The sequence below is a fragment of the Streptomyces sp. NPDC020996 genome, from assembly GCF_040641355.1.
Taxonomy (GTDB): domain Bacteria; phylum Actinomycetota; class Actinomycetes; order Streptomycetales; family Streptomycetaceae; genus Streptomyces.
The window spans coordinates 26,214-49,689 of sequence record NZ_JBFADM010000014.1; the positions used below are offsets into that span (position 1 = coordinate 26,214).

A 23,476-nucleotide genomic window follows, 5' to 3' on the forward strand; every position below is an offset into this window, starting at 1 on the left:
CGCCGGAACCGGGGCGTGTGCCCCGTCGGACGGCTCGCGGGAATCCCGCTACGGCTACGGGTCCGATGCTCGCGGTACGGGGGCGCCGCGGGGCAGGGCCCGCGGGAACCGGCGGGCACGCCGTACGGCCCCTTGCGGGAGGGCCGTACGGTCCCCGGCCCGGGCCGGGCCGCGCTCAGGCGGGGATGTCGAGATCGACGCCGTACAGGGTGCGTCCGGCGACCAGTTCGCGTCCGGTCACCAGCTCCGGCTCGATGCGGACGAAGACCTCCCGTGGCGAGGCCACCCACGAGCGGGGGCCGGTGCGGGCCAGCGTCTCGTGCCGTACGGGATCGGTGACCACCGCGGCCCGTCCGGTGATGACGACGCTCCACCCGGAGTGGGCGACCGCGTCGACCTCGTCCGCCTCGAAGGCGACGACCGCCTGGTCGATCGCCCGCACCAGTTCGGAGGCCGCCGAGGTGCGCAGCAGCACGGCGCCGTCCCCGTCGAGGCAGAAGTTCACCGGCAGCACCGCCGGCAGGGCCTTGCGCGTGTGGACGATGCGACCGACGGGCACCTTCGCCAGCAGACGCAGGCACTCCTGCCGATCCAGTTCGCGGAATCCGTCGTTGGGGTACATGGCCGGCCGTCTTTCAGCGCGTGGGGACCGCTCTGTGCGGCGGTATGGGAACAGGTCCATCATGAGTCGGCCGGGACCGCCGGCTTAGGGCCATGGGTCCCGACCAGGATGGACAACAGCCCTTTCACACGGTGATCCGGCGCCCGGTCAGAGCGAGCAGCTCGATGCGCACCCACACCTCGCGCCGCCCGCCGGCCCAGGGTTCGCTGTAGGAGCCCTCGACCAGCCGGCGCACCTCGTCCGGGTCGGTCACGGTCCGGGCGAGGCCGCGGACCAGCACGCTCCAGCCCTGGCTGAAGACGTCGTCGATGCGGTCGACCTCGAACGCCACCCGGCAGCCGGCCGCCTGCGCCGGTACGGTGCCCGGCGAGGTGCTGAAGACGATCGCGCCGTCGACGAGGCTGTAGTTGACGGGGACCACGAGGGGTCCCTCGACGGTGGGCACCGCGATGCGTCCCACGCCGTGCGTGGACAGCAGCGCGCGGCACTCCTGGACGCTGAGTTCGGTGAACTCCGCGTGGCGGGCCGCCCTGCCGGGACCGGGCGGCGCGTCGGCCTCGCCGCCGGTCAGCTCCGTGATGGTGGTGCCGAGGACCTCCGCGAGCCTCAGCAGGGTGCCGGTGCCCGGTGCGGCGGCCGGCTGCTCCTCCAGGTACTGGAGGTATCCGGGAGCCACGCCGGCCCGGGCGGCCGTCTCCTCGCGGCTGAGCCCGAGACGGTTGCGCCTGCGTGCGAGACGGCGCCCGAGGTCGCCCGCCGCGAGGGCGTTCGGGACGCCGGGACCCGCTGCTGTCATTCCCCGTCACTCCTTCCGGTCACGTCCGTGTCATGCCGTCCGGACGGCGACGGTCTCGTGGCTCTCCCCACCGAGCACCACCTTCAGGGCGCCGGTGTCCGCGGCCCGCGCGAAGACGTCGTACGCCTCCTGCATCTCGTGCATCGGGAAGGTGTGGGTGACCAGCGCCTGCACGGGCAGCCGGCCGGCGGCCGCCATGCGCAGCAGCATCGGCGTGGTGTTGGTGTCGACCAGGCCGGTGGTGATCGTCACGTTCTTGATCCACAGGTCTTCCAGGTGCAGCGTCGCGGGGCTGCCGTGCACGCCGACGTTGGCGACGTGCCCGCCGGGGCGCACCATGCGGGTGCTCATCTCGAAGGTCGCCGGGATGCCGACGGCCTCGATGACGACGTCGGCGCCGAGTCCGTCGGTGAGGTCGGCGATCAGCTGCTCGGGCGCCTCGCGGGCGTCGGCCACGGCGTCGGCGCCGAGCTGCTTGGCCGCGTCCAGCCGGGCGGGGGCCAGGTCGACGGCGACGATGCGCTCGGGGCTGAACAGCCGGGCGGTGGCGATCGCGGCCAGTCCGACCGGGCCCGCTCCGACGACGGCGACGGTGTCGCCGGGCCGCACCTTCCCGTTGAGGACGCCCACCTCGTAGGCGGTGGGGAAGATGTCCGCCAGGAGCACGGCCTGGGTGGCGTCCAGCGTGCTGGGCAGCGCGTGGACGGACAGGTCGGCGTAGGGCACACGCACGTACTCGGCCTGGGTGCCGTCGATCAGGTGGCCGAGGATCCAGCCCCCGCCGCCCCGGCACTGGCCGTACATCCCCGTGCGGCAGTAGGCGCAGCGTCCACAGGCGCTGATGCAGGAGACCAGGACCCGGTCCCCCGGCCGTACGGTGCGCACGTCGCTGCCGGTCTCGACGACCTCGCCGACCGCCTCGTGGCCGAGGACGGTACCGGGCCGGACCTCGGGCACGTCGCCCTTGAGGATGTGCAGGTCCGTGCCGCAGATGGTGACGGCGTCGACGCGGACGACGGCGTCGGTCGCCTCCTGGATGCCGGGGTCCGGGACGTCCTCCCAGGAGGACTGGCCGGGGCCGTGGAAGACGTAGCCCTTCATGGCGATCTTTCCCTCCTCGGTTCCCCGGGCCCGTGGGTCCGGGGTCACCGGATGCCGGTGCGGCGCCGGGACTGCCCCGCAGGTTCAGCTTGGGCCGCCACGGCCCTGCCCGCTTGGGCCGGTCGGCCCTGCGGGCGCCGCCGGACGGATCCTTACCGGCCCGGTTCGGTCCGTCCGGCCCAGGTCCGGCGCGACGCGGTGGGCCGATCGGCACTTCCCCGCGCGGGCCCCGGACGGCTTGTCTTGGAGCATGGCCGAAACCCACTCCAGCCGCACGCCGGACCCCACCGTGTGCACCGTCGCCGGGAGGACCGTCGTGGCGCTGCGCGGCGAGATCGACCTGCTCGTGGCGCCGTCCCTGTCGGCGCGGCTCGACGCGCTGACGTCGTCGCCGAGCCCCGACGTGGTGGTGGATCTGCGGGCGGTGTCCTTCATCGACTGCTCCGGACTGGGAGTGCTGTGCCGGGTGCGCAACCGCGTCCTGGCGCGGCACGGCCGGCTGCGGCTGGTCTCCGACGACCCCGGCTTCCTTCGGCTGCTGCGCCCCGTCGGCCTGGCGGGCGTCTTCCACGTGTGTACCCGGCTGTCCGAGGCCCTCACGCCCGAGCCGGAGCCGGTGGGCCTGTCCGCCGCCGCAGGCTGAGGACCGGGGGCTGAACGGCCCAGCGCCACGGGGAGGTGGGTCCCGGTCGGACCCGGGAAGGCGCCTGACCGGCCCATCCCCGCACGCCCCGCCAGGTGGCACCGTCGTGCCGTGACCACGAGGAGAAGGGGCAGGACAATGGGCGGCAGGTCTGGAAGGAAGAGGCTGTGGCGGTTCCGGAGCAATCCGCTGCGACGCCACGAGGACATCGTCGAGGCGTGGATCGTGCTCGCCGTGTGGGCGGTCATCGCCGTCGGCGGAGCCGTCGCCGGGCTGGTCACGGCCGGTGCCGCCGGTGACGTGCTCGCCCAGCAGCGTGCGGAACGGCACTCCACCCGCGCCGTCCTGCTCGCCGACACACCGGGCGACTCGTCGGCCGGGGTGACGGCCGAGCGGGTCCCGGCCCGGGTCCGCTGGACGACGGCGGACGGCGCCACCCGCACCGGCAGGACCCTGGTGGACGCCGGTCAGAAGGCCGGCAGCCGGGTCGTGGTCTGGCTGGACGCCCGGGACGCGCTCACCACCCGGCCGCCCGGGCCCACGGAGGCCCGTCTCGAGGCGGGTCTGCTGGGCGGGGCCGCCGGGCTGGCCGTCGCGGGCGCCGTCTTCGGCGCGGGCGCGCTGGCCCGCTGGCGCCTGGACCGCAGGCGCTTCGAGGAGTGGGGCAAGGAGTGGGACCTGGTCGGACCCACCTGGGGCCACAAGACCGGCTGACCCACCGCCCCCGGCCCCGCCCCCGGCCCCGGCCGAGCCGCCGCCCCGCCCCCGGCCGAGAACCTCCAGCCCGTGCCCCCGCCCCCGTGCGAGGCACGGGCTCAATGTCGCCCGCACGACCCCGACCGCTCGACCCCGACCGCTCGACCGCGACCGCACGACCGCGGCCTCGCGCCACCGTCACCGCCACCGCCACCGCCACCGCACGAGGCCGCCCCCACCCGCCGAAGCCGCCGGACCCTGTCCACCCGCGCACCACGAGGAGGTCCGTGGACCCCGTCCGGGGTGCACGGGCCTCCTCGTGGTCACGGGGCCGAGTCCGCCTCAGCTCACCGTCAGGTCCGGGCGGACCAGCGTGCCGGAGCGGCCGTGCACGATCTCGTACGCGGCGTCCAGGGCGCCGATGGCGGCCAGCCCGCCGGTGCGGGCGACGAAGCGGGCGGCGGCCTCGGCCTTGGGTCCCATGGACCCGGCGGGGAAACCGCCGCGGCGCAGTTCGGTGGGGGTGACGTCGAGGACGGGGCGCTGTTCGGGGGTGCCGAAACCGGCGTACACGCACGGCACGTCGGTGAGGATCAGCAGGAAGTCGGCCTTGAGGTCCTCGGCGAGCAGGGCCGCGGTGAGGTCCTTGTCGACGACGGCCTCCGCCCCGCTGAGCCCCCCGGTGACCCGGTCGGCGACGACGGGGACACCCCCGCCGCCGGCGCACACGACCAGCGTGTCGCAGGCCAGCAGGTCGTGGATGGTGGGCGTCTCCAGGAACCGCTCGGGCGCCGGTGAGGGGACCACCCGGCGCCAGCCGCCGGTGTCCTCGGCGATGTGCCAGCCGTGCTCCCTGGCCAGTGCCCGGGCCTGCTCGCGCGAGTACACCTGCCCGACGAACTTGTCGGGCCGGGCGAAGGCCGGGTCGTCGGCCCGCACCAGGGTGTGGGTGACCACCGAGGCGATCTTGCGGCCGGGCAGCGCGTCGTGCAGGGCCCGCACCAGCAGGGAGCCGATCAAGCCCTGGGTCTGGGCGCCGAGCAGGTCCAGCGGATAGGGAGCGCTCAGGGCGTGGTCGCTCGCGCTCTCCACCGCCAGCATGCCGATCTGGGGGCCGTTGCCGTGGGTGATCACGAGCTCGTTGTCCTGGGCGAGCGCGGCGATCGCGGTGGCCACCCGGACGATGTTGGCCGTCTGGATCTCCGCGTCGGGGCGTTCGCCCCGGTGCAGCAGGGCGTTGCCGCCGAGAGCGACGACGATACGCATGGTTCAGCCCTCCACAGTGGCCACGCCCCGCTCGCGCGGGCAGGTGGTGCCGGGTGTGCCTTGCGGGATCGATCCTGCTGCGCGGGGCCGGGCCGGGTGAGCGGCCGCAGGTCCCCGGACGTGCCCGTTGGTCCCGGGGCGCACGGCCACCCGGCCCCTGTCCCGCGCGGCATGCGACAGCCATGGCCACTCGATGCGCCCCGTCGCACCGAGGACCGTCTCGGTCTCCGGCGCCGGTCGCGCGCCCCCGATGACCGGGCCGCGCGAGGTGATCAGGCCACCGATCCCACCACGACGGCGGTGCACACGATCGTCGCCACCGGCTCGACAGCCAGACCGGACGGACGGAGGGGTTGTGACATCCCGGTTCCGGGGCAGGGACTCGCGGCTCCCGATCGGCCGTTTCGGCGGGCCTGTCACAAACGCCTTGGCTGCTCTGTCAGTTCTCGGTGGTGTGTGCGGCGCCCCGAGCACACCTGTTCAGCGAGGAAGGGAAACAGCCATGTCATGTCGGACTTCCTGATGCGCGGGCAAGGCCGTCATCGGCTCTCTGTGACCGCCCTGCCGGGCGGGACGGGGGAGCCTCCCGCACACCGCCAGGGGCATGGCGGTGTGCGGGAGGCGGTCGACGCGCCGTCTCAGCGGCAGTCACGACCGTCACGCTTCACGGTCACGGCCCGTGCGGGCGGGGCCGTGGTCAGGCGGAGGGCCGAGGGGCGCGCAGGTGCGTCCTCCGGGCCAGTTCCTCCTTGTCGACCAGTTCGAGCATGGGCTTGCCCGGCGCGCACATCATGGTCACCACGAACCGGGTCCGGGCGTCCGTCGGCGCGTTGCCGTCCTGGTAGTGGATGACGTCGCCGCCCGGTTCCCAGAACGTCCCGCCGGCCTCGACGATGCGCTCCGGCTCGCCCTCGAGTCCGAACCTGACCGCGCCCTCGACGACGTACCCGAATGCGGGGCCCGAGTGGTGGTGCGGAGGGGTTCCCGGGTCCCCGGGCTCCCACCGGACCTCGATGGTCATCGCCGAGGCGCCCTCGGGGACGGTGATCGGCGAGGCGTCCTGCAGCATCCTGGCCGCGGTCGTCCAGCTCGCCCCCTCCTCGTGATCGCCGGCCCCGTGCGTGTGCGCTGCGTGATTCTCGGACACTGTGCTGCACCTTCCGTGGGTTTCACAACCGTTTCCCGTGATGACCGGGCACTGGCCGGATCTGTGACACGGACGACCGCCGTCGCTCGGTGTCACAACAGCTCGGTGTCACAACAGCTCGGTGTCACAACAACAGTGCGGCCACGGTCGTATCTGTGGTGAGCGGTCCGTGGTGAGCGGTCCGTGGTGAGAGATCGACCTCACCGCCGACCGTCACCGCCACGAAGGCATCAACGGGGCACCGGCCCCCGACGGCAGGAGACCGACATGAGAGTCGTCGTCGCAGGAGCCACCTGGCCGGAGACGGTCACCGAGGCCCGCGACCGCTACGGATGCGGCCCTGAAATGGGGCCGTCGGCACGGGTCGGGCAGTGGTGGGCCCGTCGAGGCCCCTGGGATTGAGTTCGACGGCGACGGTCGCCTCGCCGGATCGTTCCCCCTTTTCCCGAGCGCGGCAGAACATCGCCGGCGTCCAAGGGCGGGCTCACCCATAAGGCAGGCGGGCATCGGGAGCGCAATCAGCGATATACGGAACGGCGGAATGCGTGACACGCAGGCGTAAGGACATGGCTTCACCAAGTAAGTCAAGACTTACCTTCAGGGAGCTTTGACCTTATGGTGTGGCTCGAGTCGAAGGAGCCCCCTGTTGTCGAAAATCAGCGATCCGGCTGTGCGTGCGGTTGAATCGGAGCAGGATTATGTGTCCTCCTTATACGAGTTGCTGGCCGAGCGGATTTCCGAGGCGCGAGCACAGCGAGCGAATGTGCTGAAGGCCCCGGCGGAAAGCGCCGGTGAGGCATACGAGAGAGAAATCACCGCCGTGCGTCTGGCCAAGGAAATCGGCCGGCTGGAGGGCGCGGAAAAGGGGCTGGTATTCGGGCGCATCGACTGGACGGACGGCACGGCCCTGCGCATCGGGCGGATCGGACTGCACAGGGAAGAGGACGACCTGCCTCTGCTCGTGGACTGGCGCGCGAACGCGGCGCGGCCCTTCTACGAGGCGACGCCGGTCCACCCGATGGACCTGCGGCGGCGCCGGCACCTGCGCCTGGAGGGGCGCACGGTCGTCTCGGTGAGTGACGAACTGCTGGACGGGACCGCCCCGACCGACGAGGACGTCGTGGGGGACGGCCCGTTGACCGAGGCGCTGTCGGCACGGCGGACGGGCAGGATGCACGCGGCCGTCGCGACGCTGCAGGCCGAGCAGGACGAGATCGTCCGCTCCGCCCACCGCGGGGTGACCGTGGTGCAGGGCGGGCCCGGCACCGGCAAGACGGTGGTCGCCCTGCACCGGGCGGCCTATGTCCTGTACGCGTTCCCGCGCGCCGCGGAGGAGGGCGTCCTGGTGGTGGGGCCGAACTCCCGGTTCCTCGACTACATCTCCCAGGTCCTTCCCTCGCTCGGAGAGAACGATGTCGTTCTGGCGACCTGCCGGGAACTGGCCGGAGTTTCCACGGACACGGTGGATCCGTTCGATACGGCGCGTCTCAAGGGCAGTTCCGGCCTCGCCGACGCCTTGGCCGGCCTGCTGCGCGTCCACCAGGCCCCCGCCGGTGACTTCACCGTGCGGGTCGGACAGGAACTCGTGCACGTCTCCGGCGAGGAAGCAGCCACGGCACGCGACGCCGCCGTGGCAGCCGCACCGGGGCACAATCCCGCGCGCCAGGTCTTCAAAGAGCTCTTGGCCGACGCCGTCACCGACGCGATGCGACGAGACATGGGCGACCTCCTGGAGCAGATCGACGCCGATGCCGAGAGGATGACGGGCATCGACCTCGACCGGTTCACGGGAGCCGCCCAGCGCCGTGCCGAGGGTGCGGCCGACTCGGGTCCGGTCCACGAACTGGACCTGGACGCCGTCCGAGCCGATCTCCTCGACGACGCCGGCTTCGACCGAGCGGTCGAGGTGTTGTGGCCGCGGCTGGCACCAGGTGACCTCGTGAAGGCGCTCCTGACGAACGCCGACGCTCTCGCCGAGCACCTGCCCCGCCTGACCGCGCAGGAGCGGTCCCTACTGCTGCGCGGTCCGGACGACCCGTGGACCGATGCCGATGTGCCGTTGCTGGACGAGGCGGCGAGCCTGGTCGACGGCCCGCCCGAGCGGACGTACGGGCATGTCGTCGTCGACGAGGCGCAGGAACTGACCGCCATGCAGTGGCGGATGATCGTCCGCCGCTGCCCGTCGAAGGCGATGACACTGGTGGGTGACTTCGCCCAGGCGGGCCCGGTCGCGACAGCACGCGACTGGAAGGAAGCACTGAGCCCCCACGTCGGACCGCGGTTCAGACTGCACCACCTGACCGTCAGCTACCGCACGACGCGGGAGATCCTGGAGAGCGTCCGGGACCTGCTCACGCGGATCGCTCCGGACCAGAAGCCCACACGGTCACTGCGAAGCGGTGAGAGCCCTCGCACCGTGACCACACCTGCGGACGGGTTGGCCGCCGCCGTCGTTCAGGAACTCCGCGCCCAGAGCGCCGCGCACCCGGGCGAGCTTCTGGGAGTGATCTGCGCGGACGCCAGGGTGAGCGAGCTGACGGCCCTCGGTATCGCTCACCACGCACGCATCGTGCCGGCGTCCGAAGCACGCGGCCTGGAATTCGACGGAGTCGTCGTCATGAACCCCGAGGAAATCACCGCGACCCGCCCCGGTGGGGAAAGGGACTTGTACGTAGCCCTGACCCGGGCCACCAAGCGCCTCTGCACCGTCACCGTCCAGCCGGCCTGACGACTCGGCGCCCGCGTCGTCGCCGCGGGCGCACCGGCGTGGTACGGACAGCGGGACCAGGTCGACGACCGCGGGGGACGCCGAGGCGGTGCGGGGCGTCGAGTCGCCGCCGGTCAGGGCGACGGGTCCTCCGTCATCGCGGTCACGCCACGGCGGGCGCGCACGCCGGGCCGGCACACCAGGAGCGGCATGACGCGCCCGGTGGCCTCCGACCATCCGGCGAGCAGCAGCAGCGCGATGACGGCAGGTGACATGGCGTCACCGCCGCCGTGCGCGGTCGTCGGCGGCCGACCCGACCGGACGCGCCGTCCGCAGGTACCGTTCGAGTTCGTCGGCGGCCCGGCGGTACCCGCCCGCCCGGCGCTGGACGTCCCGCACGGTGTGCGCGGCCTCCCGGAACCGGGGCTCGTCCATCAGGCGCCGGGCGAGGGACCGGGTCAGCCGGTCCGCGCACCAGCGCCTGCTGGAGGTCTGCCTCACCGCGGCGCAGACCGGCGATCTCAGGGCGCTGGAGGACGTCCTCGCCGCGGACGTCGTCGGCTACTCCGACGGCGGAGGAGTACGCGGCGCATCGCGGATCCCGGTCGTCGGACGTGCCCGCGTCGCCAAGTAACTGGTCGCCTTCGCGCCCCGGTTCTGGCCGCAGGCGCACGTTCGCCGGGTGGAGGCCAACGGCCGGCCGGCGGTTCTCGTGTACTTCGGCGAGGACGCTGTCGCGCTGCTGACCATCGATGTCTCGGCAGAGGGCATCGACCGGATCATGTGGGTGATGAACCCGGCCAAGCTGGCCCCCTACGTCGCGTCCTTGGCAGGCTGACCAGGCCCTTCGGCCGGGAGGGACCGCGCCGGGGACCACGGTGTCACAAGCAGGCACTCCTGCCGGTCATCTGGTGGTACAAGACCTGCGGTTCCCCCGGATCAGAAGGACGTACGACGTGACGACAGCCATGAGCGGCGCGGCCGGTCCCGTCCCGCCCCCGGCGGTGTGACCGGCTGTGCCCGGCGCGGCAGGACCGCGAGCGGGGGAGTCACCAGGTGACGGAGCACATCGAACTGCCGGACCTGTCCGCGGAGAAGGACTTCGCAGGCGAGTCCTTCTCCCCCATCTACACGACGACGGTGACCGTCAGCGGCGGCGTGGCCTCCCATGGGCGTGCCTCGGGCCGGGCGCGGTCGGACGACGGGGTTCTCGACCTCGACCTGCGTATGCCGGCCGCACTCGGCGGTGACGGGCGCGGAACCAATCCGGAGCAGCTCTTCGCCGCCGGGTTCGCGGCCTGCGGAGCAGGTATCCGCCGTCTCCCGGATCCCGGCCGAACGCCACGGTCGCCTCGACGGAGATCACGGACGGATCGAGTGCCCGCCTGCCGCGCGACCAGGCTCAGGGCCCCGTGGAGCGCCTTCCACAGCGCGCCCCGGGCCCGGCCGCGGTAGCCCAGCCGCGCCTTCGCCCACCCGGCGACCCTTTCACCCGATTCCTTCACGACAACGCTCCCGAGTCAGGGTTTGCGAACGTCCGACTCCCTTACGACCGTGCGTCGCGCGAAGATGTGACATGACACTGTCTCGGTGTCGACGGCATCGCCCCGGAAGCGGTCAGGCGGAGCCCTCACGGCTGCCCGGGGCCTCCGGCGTGCGACCGGCGTCCGACGGCGCCGCGCTCGCCCTGTGGGACAGTGGCAACGATTGGTTCCACCTTGTGTGGAGTGCGTTCCCGCTTATGATGTCCGGGTTAAGCGGAGGATGAGAGGAACGCATGGTCTCGGGAACTCGCGCGGCACACAATGTCGAGATCACCGCGGAGAGCCTCCAGGAGGACCTGGCCCGCCTGGAGCTTCAGAAGCAGGCACTCGAGCGGGAACTGGCCGCGGTCGTGGCCCACCTCGGCTCCGTCCAACGGGCCCTCAGTGCCCTCGAGGTCCTGATGCGCGACCCGGCTGCCACCGCGGGCCCCGCCGGAACTGTCGCCGCCGCCTCGGACACCGGGCGCCCCCGGGCCGCCGCGGCGCAGACCGACGCCCGCTCCGAGGACGCCGACGCGGTGTCCCGGACAGAGCCCCGTGCCAAGCAGCCGAAGCACCGCCAGGAGGCGGCGAAGCGGACCTCCCGCGCGCCCCGCGCCAAGGTGGACCAGCAGCGGAACTACGGGCGGCTCACCGAGCAGATCCTGGAGTACTTCGAGGGCGTCGGCGACACCGATGTGCGCGCTCGGGATGTCGCGGCGGCGCTGGGCCGCGACGGCGACAGCGGGAGCATCAACGCGGTCCGCAGCACCCTCGACCGCCTCGTCGGCAGTTCCCGTATCCGCCGGGCGGGCCGTGGGCTCTACCGCGCTCAGCGGCCTTGACCGAACGCCCCGGACGCCGGTCCGCGGGGGATCGAGCGGCGTCCGGAGCGCAGCGCACCTGCTCGGCTCCGTCGGCAGCTGCTGAAGCGTGTTCCGGACCGCTGCCACGGCGATCGCGCTTCACAGTGTCAGGAACACTGTGAAAACTGTATCGCATTTCAACAGTGTGATGGTTCGTCCGCACGTCGCCCGGCAGGCGTGCCCGTCACCGGCTCGCTCGGTCCTCGCCTCACGTGACCTTGACCGCCGCAAGGCCGATACTGCCTGTGGAGGACTCCAGCCGCATGCCGTCGATCCATCGCAGGGCCTGACACAGCGTCACCGAAGCGAGCCGACTAGGAGATTGTCATGAAGATGCTGATCAACGTCGCTGAGACCGTGGTCGCGGACGCGCTGCGGGGCATGGCGGCCGCACACCCCGAGCTGACCGTCGACGTGGACAACCGCGTGATCGTACGGCGGGACGCTCCGGTGGCCGGGAAGGTCGCCCTGGTCTCCGGCGGCGGGTCCGGGCACGAGCCGCTGCACGGCGGGTTCGTGGGCCCCGGGATGCTCTCGGCGGCGTGCCCGGGCGAGGTGTTCACGTCTCCGGTCCCGGACCAGATGGTGCGGGCGGCGGCGGCCGTGGACAGCGGCGCGGGGGTGCTGTTCGTGGTGAAGAACTACACCGGTGACGTGCTCAACTTCGACATGGCGGCCGAACTCGCCGAGGACGAGGGCATCCAGGTCGCCAAGGTGCTGGTCAACGACGACGTGGCGGTGACCGACAGCCTCTACACGGCCGGGCGGCGCGGCACCGGGGCGACGCTGTTCGTGGAGAAGATCGCGGGCGCCGCCGCGGACGAGGGGCAGCCGCTGGAGCGGGTGGAGGCGATCGCCCGGCAGGTCAACGACAACGCGCGCAGCTTCGGTGTGGCGCTCACCGCGTGCACCACGCCGGCCAAGGGCAGCCCCACCTTCGACCTGCCGGCCGGCGAACTGGAGCTGGGCGTCGGCATCCACGGCGAACCCGGCCGGGAGCGGCGGGCGATGATGACCTCGCGCGAGATCGCCGACTTCGCCGTGCACGCCGTCCTGGACGACCTTTCCCCGCGCAACCCCGTCCTGGTCCTCGTCAACGGCATGGGCGCGACTCCGCTGCTGGAGCTGTACGGCTTCAACGCCGAGGTGCAGCGGGTGCTCGCCGAGCGCGGTGTCGCCGTCGCCCGCACGCTCGTCGGCAACTACGTCACCTCCCTCGACATGGCGGGCGCCTCGGTGACCCTGTGTCAGGTCGACGAGGAGCTGCTCAGGCTGTGGGACGCGCCGGTCCGCACCCCGGCGCTGCGCTGGGGCATGTGACCTGCGAAGCCCCGCGCCGACCCACCTACCACGCAAGGAGATCCCGTGCTCGACGCCGACTTCTTCCGCCGTTGGATGACGGTCACCGCCGCGTCCGTGGACCGCGAGGCGGAACGGCTCACCGCCCTCGACTCCCCCATCGGCGACGCCGACCACGGCAGCAATCTGCAGCGCGGGTTCAAGGCCGTCGTCGCCGCGCTGGAGAGGGAGGTCCCGGACACGCCGGGCGCGGTCCTCACGCTCGCCGGGCGGCAGCTGATCTCCACGGTCGGCGGCGCGTCGGGCCCGCTGTACGGCACGCTGCTGCGCCGGACCGGCAAGGCGCTCGGGGACGGCCGAGAGGTGAGCGAGGCGGGGCTTTCCAAGGCGCTGCGGGCCGGGGTGGACGCGGTCATGGCGCTCGGGGGCGCCGCCCCGGGCGACAAGACCATGATCGACGCGCTGGTGCCGGCCGTGGACGCCCTCGGCGACGGCTTCGCCGCGGCGCGGTCCGCCGCCGAGGAGGGGGCGCTGGCGACGACGCCGTTGCAGGCCCGCAAGGGCCGGGCGAGCTATCCGGGCGAGCGCAGCATCGGCCACCAGGATCCCGGCGCCACGTCGTCGGCGCTGCTCGTCGCGGGGCTCGCGGAGGCCGCCGGTGAGTGACGGCAGGGGCGAGGCGGACGAGAAGGGCGCGAGGCCGGTCGGCATCGTGCTGGTGTCGCACAGCGCCGAGGTGGCCGCGGCCGTGGCCGGACTGGCGAAGGCCCTGGCGGGCGGCGCGGCGTCGGTGCCGGTCGCGGCGGCGGGCGGCACCGAGGGCGGCGGCATGGGCACGAGCGCCGGACTGATCTCCGCGGCCGCCGCGTCCGTGGACCGCGGCGCCGGCGTCGCGGTGCTGGCCGACCTGGGCAGCGCGGTCCTCACCGTCAAGGCGCTGCTCGCGGAGGACGACGAACTGCCCGACGGCACACGCCTGGTGGACGCCCCGTTCGTGGAGGGTGCGGTGGCCGCCGTCGTCACCGCGGCGACGGGCGCCGGCCTCGACGCCGTGGAGGCGGCGGCCACGGAGGCGTACACGTACCGGAAGGTGTAGCGGACCGGCACCCGGCCGCAGCGCCGTCCGCGCACGGCAGCGGGTCCGGGCGGGGGCCGGCCGGGGCTCACGACGCTCGTCGGCCGGCCGCCCGAGGAGCGGGCCGCCCCGTGGTGTTCCTCGCCTGGGGCGCCGCGAGCGGCATCGACGGCGCGGTCCTGCCGGCCGGCGGCGGCTGGGCGGCCGTCCGACGGCCGGGCGGCTGTCCGACGGCCTTGGTGGCCGGCTGCCGCGTCACCGGCCGGTCATGAACTTCAGGGCCAGCCGCTCCCCCGCCGCCACGGCCGCGCTGCGGCTCTGGACGGGGCGCGCGACGGACCGCTTGAAGACGATGTAGGTGACCCCGGAGGACACGCCGCCGCCCTGCGGATCCGGGCGGATGCCGAGGCCCGCGGCGGTGGCGTAGGACGCCTCGCCGATGATGCCCTGCGGGCCGATGTCGCCCACCACCGCGTACTGCACGCGGTCGCGGTAGACGACGGCGGCGACCGACCCGCCGCGGATCCCGTGCCTGCGGTGGTCCCAGATGCGGCTGGCGGCGGGCACCACGATGTACGGCAGGCGTTCGGCGCTCAGGTGACGGCCGTCGGACTGGGTGAAGGCGGTGGTGGTGGAGAAGGCGGGATCGGTGTCGCTGTTGCAGCGCGGGCCGGGGCGCCCGTCGCAGTCGATGTCCAGGTCGGCCTTCCAGTAGACCGCGTCGCGGGTGCCGCACACCCGGATGTCCGCGGGCCGGCCCGCGTCAGTGCGGTAGCGGCCCCGGGAGACCTGTACACAGGGACGCGCCCTGGCCAGCAGGGCGGCGGCGGTGACCGGGGTGTGCCGCCACGCCGCCGGCGTCTGCTGGACGCGGGTCTGAACGGTGGCCGGTGGGACCGTCGGAGCGAGCAGGGCGGCGCTTGCCGCGGCCAGCGTCAGCGACTGGACACGCACGATGGGGAAGCCTCTCCTGGGGGACACTGACAGACACCCGGCCCACTCTGATGACCTTCCCCGCGCGCGGCCACCGCTGGAGGGCCGTATGGTGCAACCCTGTACCCGGACAGGGGCCGGGCGCCTGAGCCTGCGTCGGCTCCGGCTGCCCGGCCGCCCGCGTCCGGCGCGGGATCAGCGACGACAGCGGCCCGCGCCACCGGCGAGAACTCCCCAGCCCTCAGGGGAAGTTCGCCGTGAAGAGCTTCAGCATACGTAACTCCCGCGGCAGCCGACCAACGACGGCCTCTTGCCGCGGTCCCGCCCGCGACGCCATATTGGTCCGGACCAATGCCGCCGTACCGCCTCTGGAGGCACAGCCGTGCGTCGCGCCGCCTTTCTCCTGTGCCGACTGCTCGCCCTGTGCGCGGTCCTGGCGGCGGTCGCGTCCTGCGGCCGGGACGGCACGGGCGACGAGGGCCGGCTCCCCGGGGTGCCCGGCGGCGTCACCGCCACGGCGGGCAGCGCCACCAGCGTGCACGTCATGTGGAACGCGCTGCCCGCGGATCCCGGCATCCGCGCCTACGAGGTGTACCGGGGCGCCACCAAGGTGGCGCGGGTGCCCGGTTCGGCGCACATGGTGGACGTCACCAGGCTCAGGCCGTCCACCACGTACGTGTTCACCGTGCGGGCCCGCGACGCCGCGGGGCGGCTCGGGCCGCACAGCCGGAAGGTGCGGGCCAGGACGCCCGCGGCCGTGGCGACGGACGCCACGCCGCCGACCCGGCCGGGCCGCACCCGCGGCCGCGCGGCGGGCAGCCGGGCGGTCCAGCTGTCCTGGTCCGCTTCGAGGGACGACCGTGCCGTGGTGTCGTACGACGTCTGCCAGGGCGGCACGAAGATCCACAGCGTGGGCGGGGGCCAGCGGGCGGCCGTCGTCACCGGACTGCGGCCGGGCACCCGCTACTCCTTCACCGTGCGGGCCCGCGACGCGGCCGGCAACGTCTCACCGCCCGGCGCCGTCGTCCGGCTGACCACCCCCGGTTCCGACGACGGCCGGGACACCGCGCCCACCGGCTTCCGCGCGGGCACGCACCGCGCGGACGGGGCGTACTACATCGATCTGAGCTGGGTCCCGCCGCGCACCGACGGCCCGGTCACGCGGTACGAGATCCGCCTCGACGACCGCAGGGCCACCTCGCTGGTCTTCGGCGGCGACCCGCCGGGCGGCCGGGCGGCCTACAGCTTCTACGCGGGCCGGGAGGCCGGGGTCGGCCACCGGGTGCGGATCCGGGCCGGACTGCCCGACGGCACCTGGGGCGGCTGGTCGGCGCAGCGGTCGGTGACCACGGGACCGGGACCGGCCGCGCGGCCCTGACGGGAGGCCCGGAGGACGGCCCTGGAGGACGGCCCTGGAGGACGGCCCCGGAGGACGGCCCCGGAGGACGGCGGGCGTAACCCGGACGGTCGGACGCGTCACCCGCCCGGCGGCCGTCCGCATGCGGGACGCGGCCGGGGCACGTTGGCTTCCTGTGAAGGCAGCACGGGCGTTCCCCGATCCTCGGCGGCGCAAGGGATGTACCGCCAACCGTGCCGCCGGAAGGCAGTGGACATGCGCAATTCAAGGCCACCCGTTCCCCGTTCGCTCCTGACCGCGGCAGCCGCCGCCGCGCTCCCGCTCGCCCTGGCCGCCGGGCCGGCCACCGCCCAGGGGTCGGGCATCTCGGTCAGTACCAGCGGTTCCACGGTCTCGGTGACGACCACCGCGTGCTCCCGGACCAGCGGCAGCGGCAGTTTCGGCACCGCCTCCCTGCTCACCAGCAGCCAGACGAGCTTCGCCCAGGGCCGGCAGGTGGCGCTGACCGGCACCACCGCCCTGCAGACGGCGGCCTGGCAGGGTGTGGCCCCCGGGACGTTCACCGTGATCGTCATGTGCTCGTTCGACAGCAGCATCGCGGGCACGCAGTCCGTCGTTGTCTCCGCCGCCACCCCCACCGTCACTCCGACGATCTCGGCCACGGCCACGGCCACGCCGTCACGCGGGGTCATGGGCGGACTCGGCGGCGCCGTCCGGGACTACGGCCCGGTCACACTCGGGGTGGGCAGCGCCCTGGTCGGCGCGGGCGTCATCGCCACCGGGTGGTACCTGCGCCGCCGTTCCAAGCCGCACCGCCTGTGACCGCACGTCGAACCGCGGCGGTACTCATGCCGCCGGAGGGCCGGGCAGTTCGGCGAACTCTTCCAAGGCGTGCGTCAGCCACCGTGTCCAGAAGGTCTCCAGGTCGATGCCGGCACGCAGCACGAGGTGCCGCAGGCGGTCCTGGGCAGCGTCCTTGCCGGGCGGGAAGTCGCGCCTCTCGATCTCCTCGTACTCGGCCAACTGCCGCTGGTGCAGGTCGAGATGGCGGCGCAGGTCGTCCTGAAGGCCCGCGGTCCCCACCACGGCCGCCGCGCGCAGCCGCAGAAACAGCGGGTCGCGCTGCGGCCGTGGGTCCTGCGGTGCGGCGGTCCAGCGGGCCAGTTCGGCCCGGCCCGCGGGCAGCACCTCGTAGCGCTTCTTCTGCCCGCGGGCCGGCTGCTCGGACGGCAGGGCGCGGATGTGTCCCTCGGCCTCCAGCTTTCCCAGCTCGCGATAGATCTGCTGATGCGTCGCCGACCAGAAGTAGCCGATCGACCGGTCGAACCGGCGGGTCAGCTCCAGCCCCGAGGACGGTTTTTCCAGCAGGGCGGTGAGGATCGCGTGCGGGAGTGACATGGGGTCATCCTAGGGACGGCGCGTCCCGCCGGATCACAGGGCGGCCGCGACCTCGGTGCCCTGCTTGACGGCGCGCTTGGCGTCCAGTTCGGCGGCGACGTCGGCGCCGCCGATCAGGTGCGCGGCGCGTCCCGCGGCGACCAGTTCCTCGTACAGGTCGCGGCGCGGTTCCTGCCCGGTGCACAGCACGATCGTGTCGACGGCCAGCACCGTGCTCTCCTCGCCGATGGTGACGTGCAGTCCGGCGTCGTCGATGCGGTCGTAGCGCACGCCCGGGACCATCGTCACGCCGCGGTGCTTGAGTTCGGTGCGGTGGATCCAGCCGGTGGTCTTGCCGAGGCCGGCGCCGACCTTGCTGGTCTTGCGCTGCAGCAGGTGGACGGTGCGCGGCGGGGCGGGCCGCTCGGGTGCGGTGAGCCCGCCGGGCGCGCGGTAGTCCATGTCGACGCCCCAGTGGCGGAAGTACGTCGCCGGGTCCTCGCTCGCCTTGTCGCCCGCGTCGGTGAGGAACTCGGCGACGTCGAAGCCGATGCCGCCGGCGCCGAGGATCGCGACGCGGTCGCCGACGGGCGCGCCGTCGCGCAGGACGTCGAGGTAGCCGACCACGCTGGGGTGGTCCACGCCGGGGATGTCGGGGACGCGCGGGGTGACGCCGGTGGCGACGACGACCTCGTCGTAGTCGGTGAGGTCGGCGGCGGAGACCCAGGTGTTCAGCCGTACGTCCACGCCCTCCTCGGCGAGCCGGTGACGGAAGTAGCGCAGCGTCTCGTCGAACTCCTGCTTGCCGGGGACCTGGCGGGCGACGTTGAGCTGGCCCCCGATCTCGCTCGCGGCGTCGAACAGGGTGACGTCGTGGCCGCGTTCGGCGGCGCCCGCCGCGCAGGCGAGTCCGGCCGGGCCCGCACCGACGACGGCGACGCGCTTCTTCAGCCGGGTCGGGGCGAGGACCAGCTCGGTCTCGTGGCAGGCGCGCGGGTTGACCAGGCAGGAGGTGATCTTCCCGCTGAAGGTGTGGTCGAGGCAGGCCTGGTTGCAGCCGATGCAGGTGTTGATGGCCTCGGGCGTGCCGGCGGCGGCCTTGGCGACGAAGTCGGGGTCGGCGAGCATCGGACGGGCCATCGACACCATGTCCGCGCAGCCCGAGGCGAGCAACTCCTCGGCGACCTCGGGGGTGTTGATGCGGTTGGTGGTGACGAGCGGGACGGACACCTCGCCCATGAGCCTCTTGGTGACCCAGGTGTAGGCGCCGCGCGGCACCGAGGTCGCGATGGTGGGGATGCGGGCCTCGTGCCAGCCGATGCCGGTGTTGATGATCGTGGCTCCGGCGGCCTCGACCGCCTTGGCGAGGATGATCACCTCTTCCAGCGACGAGCCGCCAGGCACCAGGTCCAGCATGGACAGCCGGTAGACGATGACGAAGTCCTCGCCGACGGCCTCGCGCACCCGCCGGACGATCTCGACGGGGAAGCGCATGCGGTTCTCGTACGAGCCGCCCCAGCGGTCGGTGCGGTGGTTGGTCGGCGCGGCGATGAACTCGTTGATGAGGTAGCCCTCGGAGCCCATGATCTCGACGCCGTCGTACCCGGCCAGGCGGGCGAGGCGGGCGGCGCGGGCGTAGTCGTCGACGGTCCGCTCGACCTCGGCGTCGGTGAGCTCGCGCGGCACGAAGGGGCTGATCGGGGCCTGGAGCGGGCTCGGCGCGACCAGGTCGGCGTGGTAGGCGTAGCGGCCGAAGTGCAGGATCTGCATCGCGATCCGCCCGCCCTCGCGGTGCACGGCGTCGGTGACCACGCGGTGCCGCTCGGCCTCCGCCTCGGTGGTGAGCTTCGCGCCGCCCTCGTACGGCCGGCCCTCCTCGTTGGGCGCGATGCCGCCGGTGACGATCAGGCCCACTCCGCCGCGGGCGCGCTCGGCGTAGAACGCCGCCATGCGCTCGAAGCCGCCCTCGGCCTCCTCCAGGCCGACGTGCATGGAGCCCATCAGGACGCGGTTGGGCAGCGTGGTGAAGCCCAGGTCGAGCGGGCTCAGCAGGTGCGGGTAACGGCTCATCGGCCCCTCCGTGCGCGGTGTGGTGCCTCAGTTGTAGAGGACGCCGCGCCGGTTGTGCAACTAGTTGCACAACCGTGGGGGCGTGACGCGGACCACCGTCGGACACGGTGGTCCCGAGCCGTCTCGCGTCACAGGCTGGTGAGCCGCAGGTGGACGTCGCGCTCCTGGTCGCCGGAGGCGCCGGTGAGGTCCCGCACCGAGAACAGGGAGTCGAGGGTCGTGCGCAGCCGGTCCACCGCCCAGTAGCCGCCCTGGACGTCCGCGGTGACGGTTCCGGAGAGGTGGGCGGGCGCGCGGCTCCCGCGCGCTTCGGTGACGTCGAACGTGCCGAGCCACACCGTCGGCCGCGTCTCGTCCAGCCGCTCCGGCACGTCCTCGGCGCACCGGTCGGACGCGAAGCACGCGCACAGGGTGTCGAACACGATCCGGGCGTCGTCCGCGCTGCAGTCGCTGATCTCGACGGATACGGATTCCGGATGCCTGTCCATCGTGGTCGCTCCTTCCGTGGGCGGGCCGCTGCCCCACGGGGCCGTCTCCCGTACGGCCGCGCCCCACCCACCAGAAAAGCACCACATCACCGCGGCGGCATCAGCACGGAGGTATCAGCCGTGGGCATCACCCCGGCACGGGCGCATCACCTCGGCTCGGGCGCATCGCTACGGCACGGGCGCATCACCTCGGCTCGGGCGCATCGCTACGGCACGGGCGCACCCGCCGCAGCCCGCCGCTCAGCCGCGGGTGAACCGGTACGTCTTGCTGTCGGTCAGCACGCAGAAGCCCGGGGACACCACGATCACGCGCAGCGTGCCGGTGCGGCGGTCGTAGTCGATCCCCTCCGCCTCGAAGGTGCCCGAGCAGGCGCTGCGCAGCGGCAGTTGCCGCAGGGCCGTGACCTGGCCGGAGACGTCCGAGGTGCCATTCGGCGGTGCGGACAGGTCGATCTGGAGCAGCGGCTTGGTGACCCCGAACAGCGTGCCGTCCGGGTCGTCCGAGGAGCACAGCAGCGTCGTCGGGCCGGAGAAGTCGCAGCCCTGCACGTCCCGCACGGCGTGGCCGAGGCGGACGGTGGAGACCTGGGGCAGGTTCGCCGAGGGCGAGGTGGACGGGTTGACACCCGGGGTCGGGAAGACCAGCAGCCGGTTCATGGTGCCGTACTCGCCCGCCAGCATCCACTGGCCGTCGGGCGAGACGGCGACCCAGGAGTTGTTGAGCGCCTCGCCGGAGCCGAGCGCGTGGGTGTACTCGGACCAGGTGCCGTCCGGAGCCTGCACGCGGAACATCTTCGCGGCGCCGTCGTCCCGCTGGTACGGCTCGATGTAGTGGCCGTCGTAGGAGGCGTCGGGGTCGCCGACGTGGTTCCAGCCGCGGCTGGACACGCCGAGGGGGATGGTGCCGATGCCGGTGTAACGGTTGGCGCTGCCGGCCGGGACCTCGACGGAGGCCAGCCCCTGGCTCTCGGTCAGCGGGTCGGCGCGGTCGGAGCCCACCTCGGTCCAGGTGTCGGCGGCCGAGGCGGCCGGGGTGTCGGACAGGACGGCCAGTACGGCGAGGGCGACGAGAGCGGCCGACGTGGCGGTACGGCGTCGCCGGGTGCGCAGCGGCATAGAGGGTTCCTCCGGGGGGTGTGGGGTCGGCGGACAGTCTGGCCCGCCTGGATGGTCATGTACAGACCAATGAGCGAAAGTGTCGGTCCGGGGAACGGCCCGCCCGGTACTGTCGTCACCCGCTCGGCGGAGGCCTCCGGCCGTGCCGGGAGACGCGGGTGGACGACGAAGGCGTCACAGGGACGGTTGAGCGCGGTGGAACAGGGGAGTCGGCACGGGGGAACAGCGTGCCGCGCAAGGAGGCGGAGGCGGTGCGTGCATGAGTGCACCTGAGTTCCCGTTGGCCGACGGCGACGAGTCGATACGGCCCAGCGGTCTGCTCGACGTGCTGCGGGTGGCCTCGGTGGTCCTGGACGCCCGCGGGCGCGTCGTGCTGTGGAGCCCCCAGGCGGAGGAACTGTTCGGCTACACCGCCCAGGAGGCGCTCGGGCAGTACGCCGCCCGGATCATGGTGCACGAGCAGCATGTCGAACTGGTGATCAAACTGTTCGCCGACGTCATGCACACCGGCCAGAGCTGGGCCGGGGCCTTCCCCGTCCGGCACAAGGACGGCAGCACCCGTCTGGTGGAGTTCCGCAACATGCGGCTGCTGGACGACCGGGGCGACGTCTACGCGCTCGGCCTGTGCGCCGACCAGTCGACCGTGCGGCAGCTGGAACGCGACGTGGCACTGTCCACGCGGATGATCGCCCAGTCGCCGAACGGGCTGGCGGTCCTGGACACCGACATGCGGTACGTGTCGGTCAACCCCGCGATGGAACGGCTCAACGGCATGCCGGCGAGCGAGCACATCGGACGCACGGTCCGCGAGGTCCTGCCGCATCTCGACGTCGACGGCATGGAGGCCACGATCAGCGAGGTGCTGGAGACCGGCCGGCCGCTCGTCGGCCACCGGGTGGTCGGCCACACCCCGGCCGACCCGGACCAGGAACACGCCCTGTCGATCTCGCTGTACCGGCTGGAGGACGCGCTCGGCACCGTCCTGGGCGTGGCGGCTTCCGTCTCGGACGTCACCGACCAGCACCGGGCGGGCATCGAGGCGGAGACGGCACGCCGCCGGCTCGCCGTCGTCGCGGACGCCTCGGCCCGCATCGGCACCACCCTGGAGCTGGACCGCACCGCCCTGGAACTGGCGGACGTGGCCGTCCCGGAACTGGCCGACGTGGCCGCCGTCGACCTGCTCGACTCGGTCGCGGAGGGCAGACGCAGCAGCCTCGGCCCCGCGGAGTCCGCGGTGATCCGGGCCCTGGCCGTACGGGCGGACAACGCCCCGGAGGCGCTGCGGGCGGCCGATACCCCGGGGCAGGTGGCGGCCTACGGCGCCGACCGCCTGGTCACCGAGTGCGTGCGCACCGGCCGCCCGGTCCTGGTCGCCGAGGTCCAGGACGCCGACCTGCCGCGCATCACCCGCTCCCCGGAGGCGGCGGAACTGCTGGCCGGCGCGGGCGTCCACTCTTACCTGGCCGTGCCGCTGATCGCCCGCGGAGAGGTGCTCGGCGCGCTCGACCTGAAGCGCACGCGCAACCCGCTGCCGTTCACCGAGGACGACCTGCTGCTCGCCCGGGAGCTGGCGTCCCGGGCGGCGGTGCAGATCGACAACGCCCGCTGGTACCAGAACGCCCGGAACACCGCGCTCACCCTCCAGCGCAGCCTGCTGCCCAGCCATCCGACGGTGACCGGGGGCCTGGAGGTCGCCTCCCGCTACCAGCCGGCCGGGACCACCACCGAGGTCGGCGGCGACTGGTTCGACGTCATCCCCCTGGAGGACGGCAGGACGGCACTGGTGGTGGGCGACGTGATGGGCAGCGGGATCACCGCCGCGGCGACCATGGGCCGGCTGCGCACCGCGACGAACACGCTGGCCTCGCTCAGCCTCGACCCCGCGCGGCTCCTGGAGCACCTCGACCGGATCACCGAGGGCCTCGACCACTCCATCGCGACGTGCGTGTACGCCGTCCACGACCCGGAGTCGCGGCAGTGCCGGATCGCGAACGCCGGGCACCTGCCGCCGGTCCGGCTGCGCGAGGGCCGGCGCCCGGAACTGCTCGACCTGCCCACCGGAGCGCCGCTGGGCGTGGGCGGCGTCGCCTTCTCCACCACGACGATCGACCTCTCGCCCGGCGACCGGCTGGTGTTCTACACCGACGGCCTGGTGGAGACCCGGCAGGACCCTCTCGACGAGCGTCTGGAGGCGCTCCTCGACCTGCTCGACGGACCCGACCGCCCGCTGGAGGAGGTGTGCGACCTCCTGCTGCGCACCCTCTACCAGCCCGACAACCCCGACGACGTGGCGCTGCTGATCGCCCGGGTGCAGCAGCCGGGCTGACCGGCCGCGGGGCGATGCGCCGGGGGGCGGTTTCCCCGGAAATCTGTTATCCAGTCCTTATCGTCCCC

General features: G+C 73.2%; 21 protein-coding genes and 2 pseudogenes. 12 read left to right on the forward strand and 11 right to left on the reverse strand.

The genetic code is table 11. The features are described 5' to 3' along the window. Window positions 1-175: 175 nt before the first annotated feature. The 3 genes from AB0G63_RS13005 to AB0G63_RS13015 form a co-directional block, all read right to left on the reverse strand. Window positions 176-622: a pyridoxamine 5'-phosphate oxidase family protein gene (locus tag AB0G63_RS13005; protein WP_360748747.1), complete on the reverse strand. Its 447-nt coding sequence runs from the start codon at window positions 620-622 to the stop codon at window positions 176-178. A 124-nt stretch (window positions 623-746) separates the two neighbouring features. Then, a complete protein-coding gene (locus AB0G63_RS13010) occupies window positions 747-1,418 on the reverse strand; it encodes a pyridoxamine 5'-phosphate oxidase family protein (RefSeq protein ID WP_360748750.1) in 672 nt (223 codons plus the stop codon). A 30-nt stretch (window positions 1,419-1,448) separates the two neighbouring features. Continuing rightward, window positions 1,449-2,519, reverse strand: coding sequence for a zinc-dependent alcohol dehydrogenase family protein (locus AB0G63_RS13015; protein WP_360748753.1), 1,071 nt, complete (start codon window positions 2,517-2,519; stop codon window positions 1,449-1,451). Window positions 2,520-2,769: 250 nt separating this feature from the next. Between AB0G63_RS13015 and AB0G63_RS13020 the strand changes: the two genes are divergently transcribed. Beyond that, window positions 2,770-3,162: an STAS domain-containing protein gene (locus tag AB0G63_RS13020; protein ID WP_360748756.1), complete on the forward strand. Its 393-nt coding sequence runs from the start codon at window positions 2,770-2,772 to the stop codon at window positions 3,160-3,162. Window positions 3,163-3,300: 138 nt separating this feature from the next. After that, window positions 3,301-3,876: a hypothetical protein gene (locus AB0G63_RS13025; protein ID WP_360748759.1), complete on the forward strand. Its 576-nt coding sequence runs from the start codon at window positions 3,301-3,303 to the stop codon at window positions 3,874-3,876. A gap of 324 nt (window positions 3,877-4,200) precedes the next feature. Here the strand turns inward: AB0G63_RS13025 and AB0G63_RS13030 are convergent, their stop codons facing one another. Then, on the reverse strand, window positions 4,201-5,124 hold the full coding sequence (locus tag AB0G63_RS13030; protein WP_360748762.1) for a carbamate kinase: 924 nt from the start codon (window positions 5,122-5,124) through the stop codon (window positions 4,201-4,203). 697 nt (window positions 5,125-5,821) lie between these two features. Beyond that, window positions 5,822-6,271: a cupin domain-containing protein gene (locus AB0G63_RS13035; protein WP_360748765.1), complete on the reverse strand. Its 450-nt coding sequence runs from the start codon at window positions 6,269-6,271 to the stop codon at window positions 5,822-5,824. A 700-nt stretch (window positions 6,272-6,971) separates the two neighbouring features. Between AB0G63_RS13035 and AB0G63_RS13040 the strand changes: the two genes are divergently transcribed. Next, window positions 6,972-8,999: an AAA family ATPase gene (locus AB0G63_RS13040; protein ID WP_360748997.1), complete on the forward strand. Its 2,028-nt coding sequence runs from the start codon at window positions 6,972-6,974 to the stop codon at window positions 8,997-8,999. Between the two features lie 113 nt (window positions 9,000-9,112). Here AB0G63_RS13040 and AB0G63_RS13045 read toward each other — a convergent pair whose 3' ends face one another. Beyond that, entirely contained in the window at window positions 9,113-9,253 is a 141-nt protein-coding gene (locus AB0G63_RS13045) for a hypothetical protein (RefSeq protein WP_360748768.1), read from the reverse strand. Between the two features lie 173 nt (window positions 9,254-9,426). Here AB0G63_RS13045 and AB0G63_RS13050 point away from each other — a divergent pair. The 6 genes and pseudogenes from AB0G63_RS13050 to AB0G63_RS13075 form a co-directional block, all read left to right on the forward strand. After that, a pseudogene (locus AB0G63_RS13050) lies at window positions 9,427-9,816 on the forward strand (RNA polymerase subunit sigma-24); the annotation flags it as partial. A 302-nt stretch (window positions 9,817-10,118) separates the two neighbouring features. Next, window positions 10,119-10,286: pseudogene (locus AB0G63_RS13055) on the forward strand (peroxiredoxin); the annotation flags it as partial. A 469-nt stretch (window positions 10,287-10,755) separates the two neighbouring features. Further along, window positions 10,756-11,346, forward strand: a complete 591-nt coding sequence (locus AB0G63_RS13060; RefSeq protein ID WP_360748771.1) for a hypothetical protein — start codon at window positions 10,756-10,758, stop codon at window positions 11,344-11,346. A 348-nt stretch (window positions 11,347-11,694) separates the two neighbouring features. After that, window positions 11,695-12,687, forward strand: a complete 993-nt coding sequence (gene dhaK / locus AB0G63_RS13065; protein ID WP_360748774.1) for a dihydroxyacetone kinase subunit DhaK — start codon at window positions 11,695-11,697, stop codon at window positions 12,685-12,687. 45 nt (window positions 12,688-12,732) lie between these two features. After that, entirely contained in the window at window positions 12,733-13,332 is a 600-nt protein-coding gene (gene dhaL / locus AB0G63_RS13070; RefSeq protein ID WP_360748777.1) for a dihydroxyacetone kinase subunit DhaL, read from the forward strand. Then, window positions 13,325-13,762 (forward strand): PTS fructose transporter subunit IIA, encoded by a 438-nt coding sequence (locus AB0G63_RS13075; protein ID WP_360748780.1) that lies wholly within the window; start codon window positions 13,325-13,327, stop codon window positions 13,760-13,762. The genes dhaL and AB0G63_RS13075 overlap by 8 nt, the downstream gene beginning before the upstream one ends. A gap of 234 nt (window positions 13,763-13,996) precedes the next feature. Here AB0G63_RS13075 and AB0G63_RS13080 read toward each other — a convergent pair whose 3' ends face one another. Continuing rightward, window positions 13,997-14,695 (reverse strand): glycoside hydrolase family 75 protein, encoded by a 699-nt coding sequence (locus AB0G63_RS13080; protein ID WP_360748783.1) that lies wholly within the window; start codon window positions 14,693-14,695, stop codon window positions 13,997-13,999. Window positions 14,696-15,056: 361 nt separating this feature from the next. Here AB0G63_RS13080 and AB0G63_RS13085 point away from each other — a divergent pair, with 361 nt between their 5' ends. Next, a complete protein-coding gene (locus AB0G63_RS13085) occupies window positions 15,057-16,052 on the forward strand; it encodes a fibronectin type III domain-containing protein (RefSeq protein WP_360748786.1) in 996 nt (331 codons plus the stop codon). Between the two features lie 234 nt (window positions 16,053-16,286). After that, window positions 16,287-16,853 (forward strand): hypothetical protein, encoded by a 567-nt coding sequence (locus AB0G63_RS13090; protein ID WP_360748789.1) that lies wholly within the window; start codon window positions 16,287-16,289, stop codon window positions 16,851-16,853. 24 nt (window positions 16,854-16,877) lie between these two features. On the opposite strand, the gene AB0G63_RS13095 is transcribed toward AB0G63_RS13090, so the two are convergent. The 4 genes from AB0G63_RS13095 to AB0G63_RS13110 form a co-directional block, all read right to left on the reverse strand. Then, the gene (locus AB0G63_RS13095) at window positions 16,878-17,429 is read right to left on the reverse strand and encodes a PadR family transcriptional regulator (RefSeq protein ID WP_360748792.1); all 552 of its coding nucleotides are present in this window, start codon (window positions 17,427-17,429) and stop codon (window positions 16,878-16,880) included. 33 nt (window positions 17,430-17,462) lie between these two features. Next, a complete protein-coding gene (locus AB0G63_RS13100; RefSeq protein WP_360748795.1) occupies window positions 17,463-19,478 on the reverse strand; it encodes an NADPH-dependent 2,4-dienoyl-CoA reductase in 2,016 nt (671 codons plus the stop codon). A gap of 128 nt (window positions 19,479-19,606) precedes the next feature. Then, window positions 19,607-19,966 (reverse strand): hypothetical protein, encoded by a 360-nt coding sequence (locus tag AB0G63_RS13105; RefSeq protein ID WP_360748798.1) that lies wholly within the window; start codon window positions 19,964-19,966, stop codon window positions 19,607-19,609. A 240-nt stretch (window positions 19,967-20,206) separates the two neighbouring features. Next, a complete protein-coding gene (locus tag AB0G63_RS13110) occupies window positions 20,207-21,082 on the reverse strand; it encodes a hypothetical protein (RefSeq protein ID WP_360748800.1) in 876 nt (291 codons plus the stop codon). 259 nt (window positions 21,083-21,341) lie between these two features. Here AB0G63_RS13110 and AB0G63_RS13115 point away from each other — a divergent pair, with 259 nt between their 5' ends. After that, on the forward strand, window positions 21,342-23,408 hold the full coding sequence (locus tag AB0G63_RS13115; protein WP_360748803.1) for a SpoIIE family protein phosphatase: 2,067 nt from the start codon (window positions 21,342-21,344) through the stop codon (window positions 23,406-23,408). Window positions 23,409-23,476 lie beyond the last annotated feature (68 nt).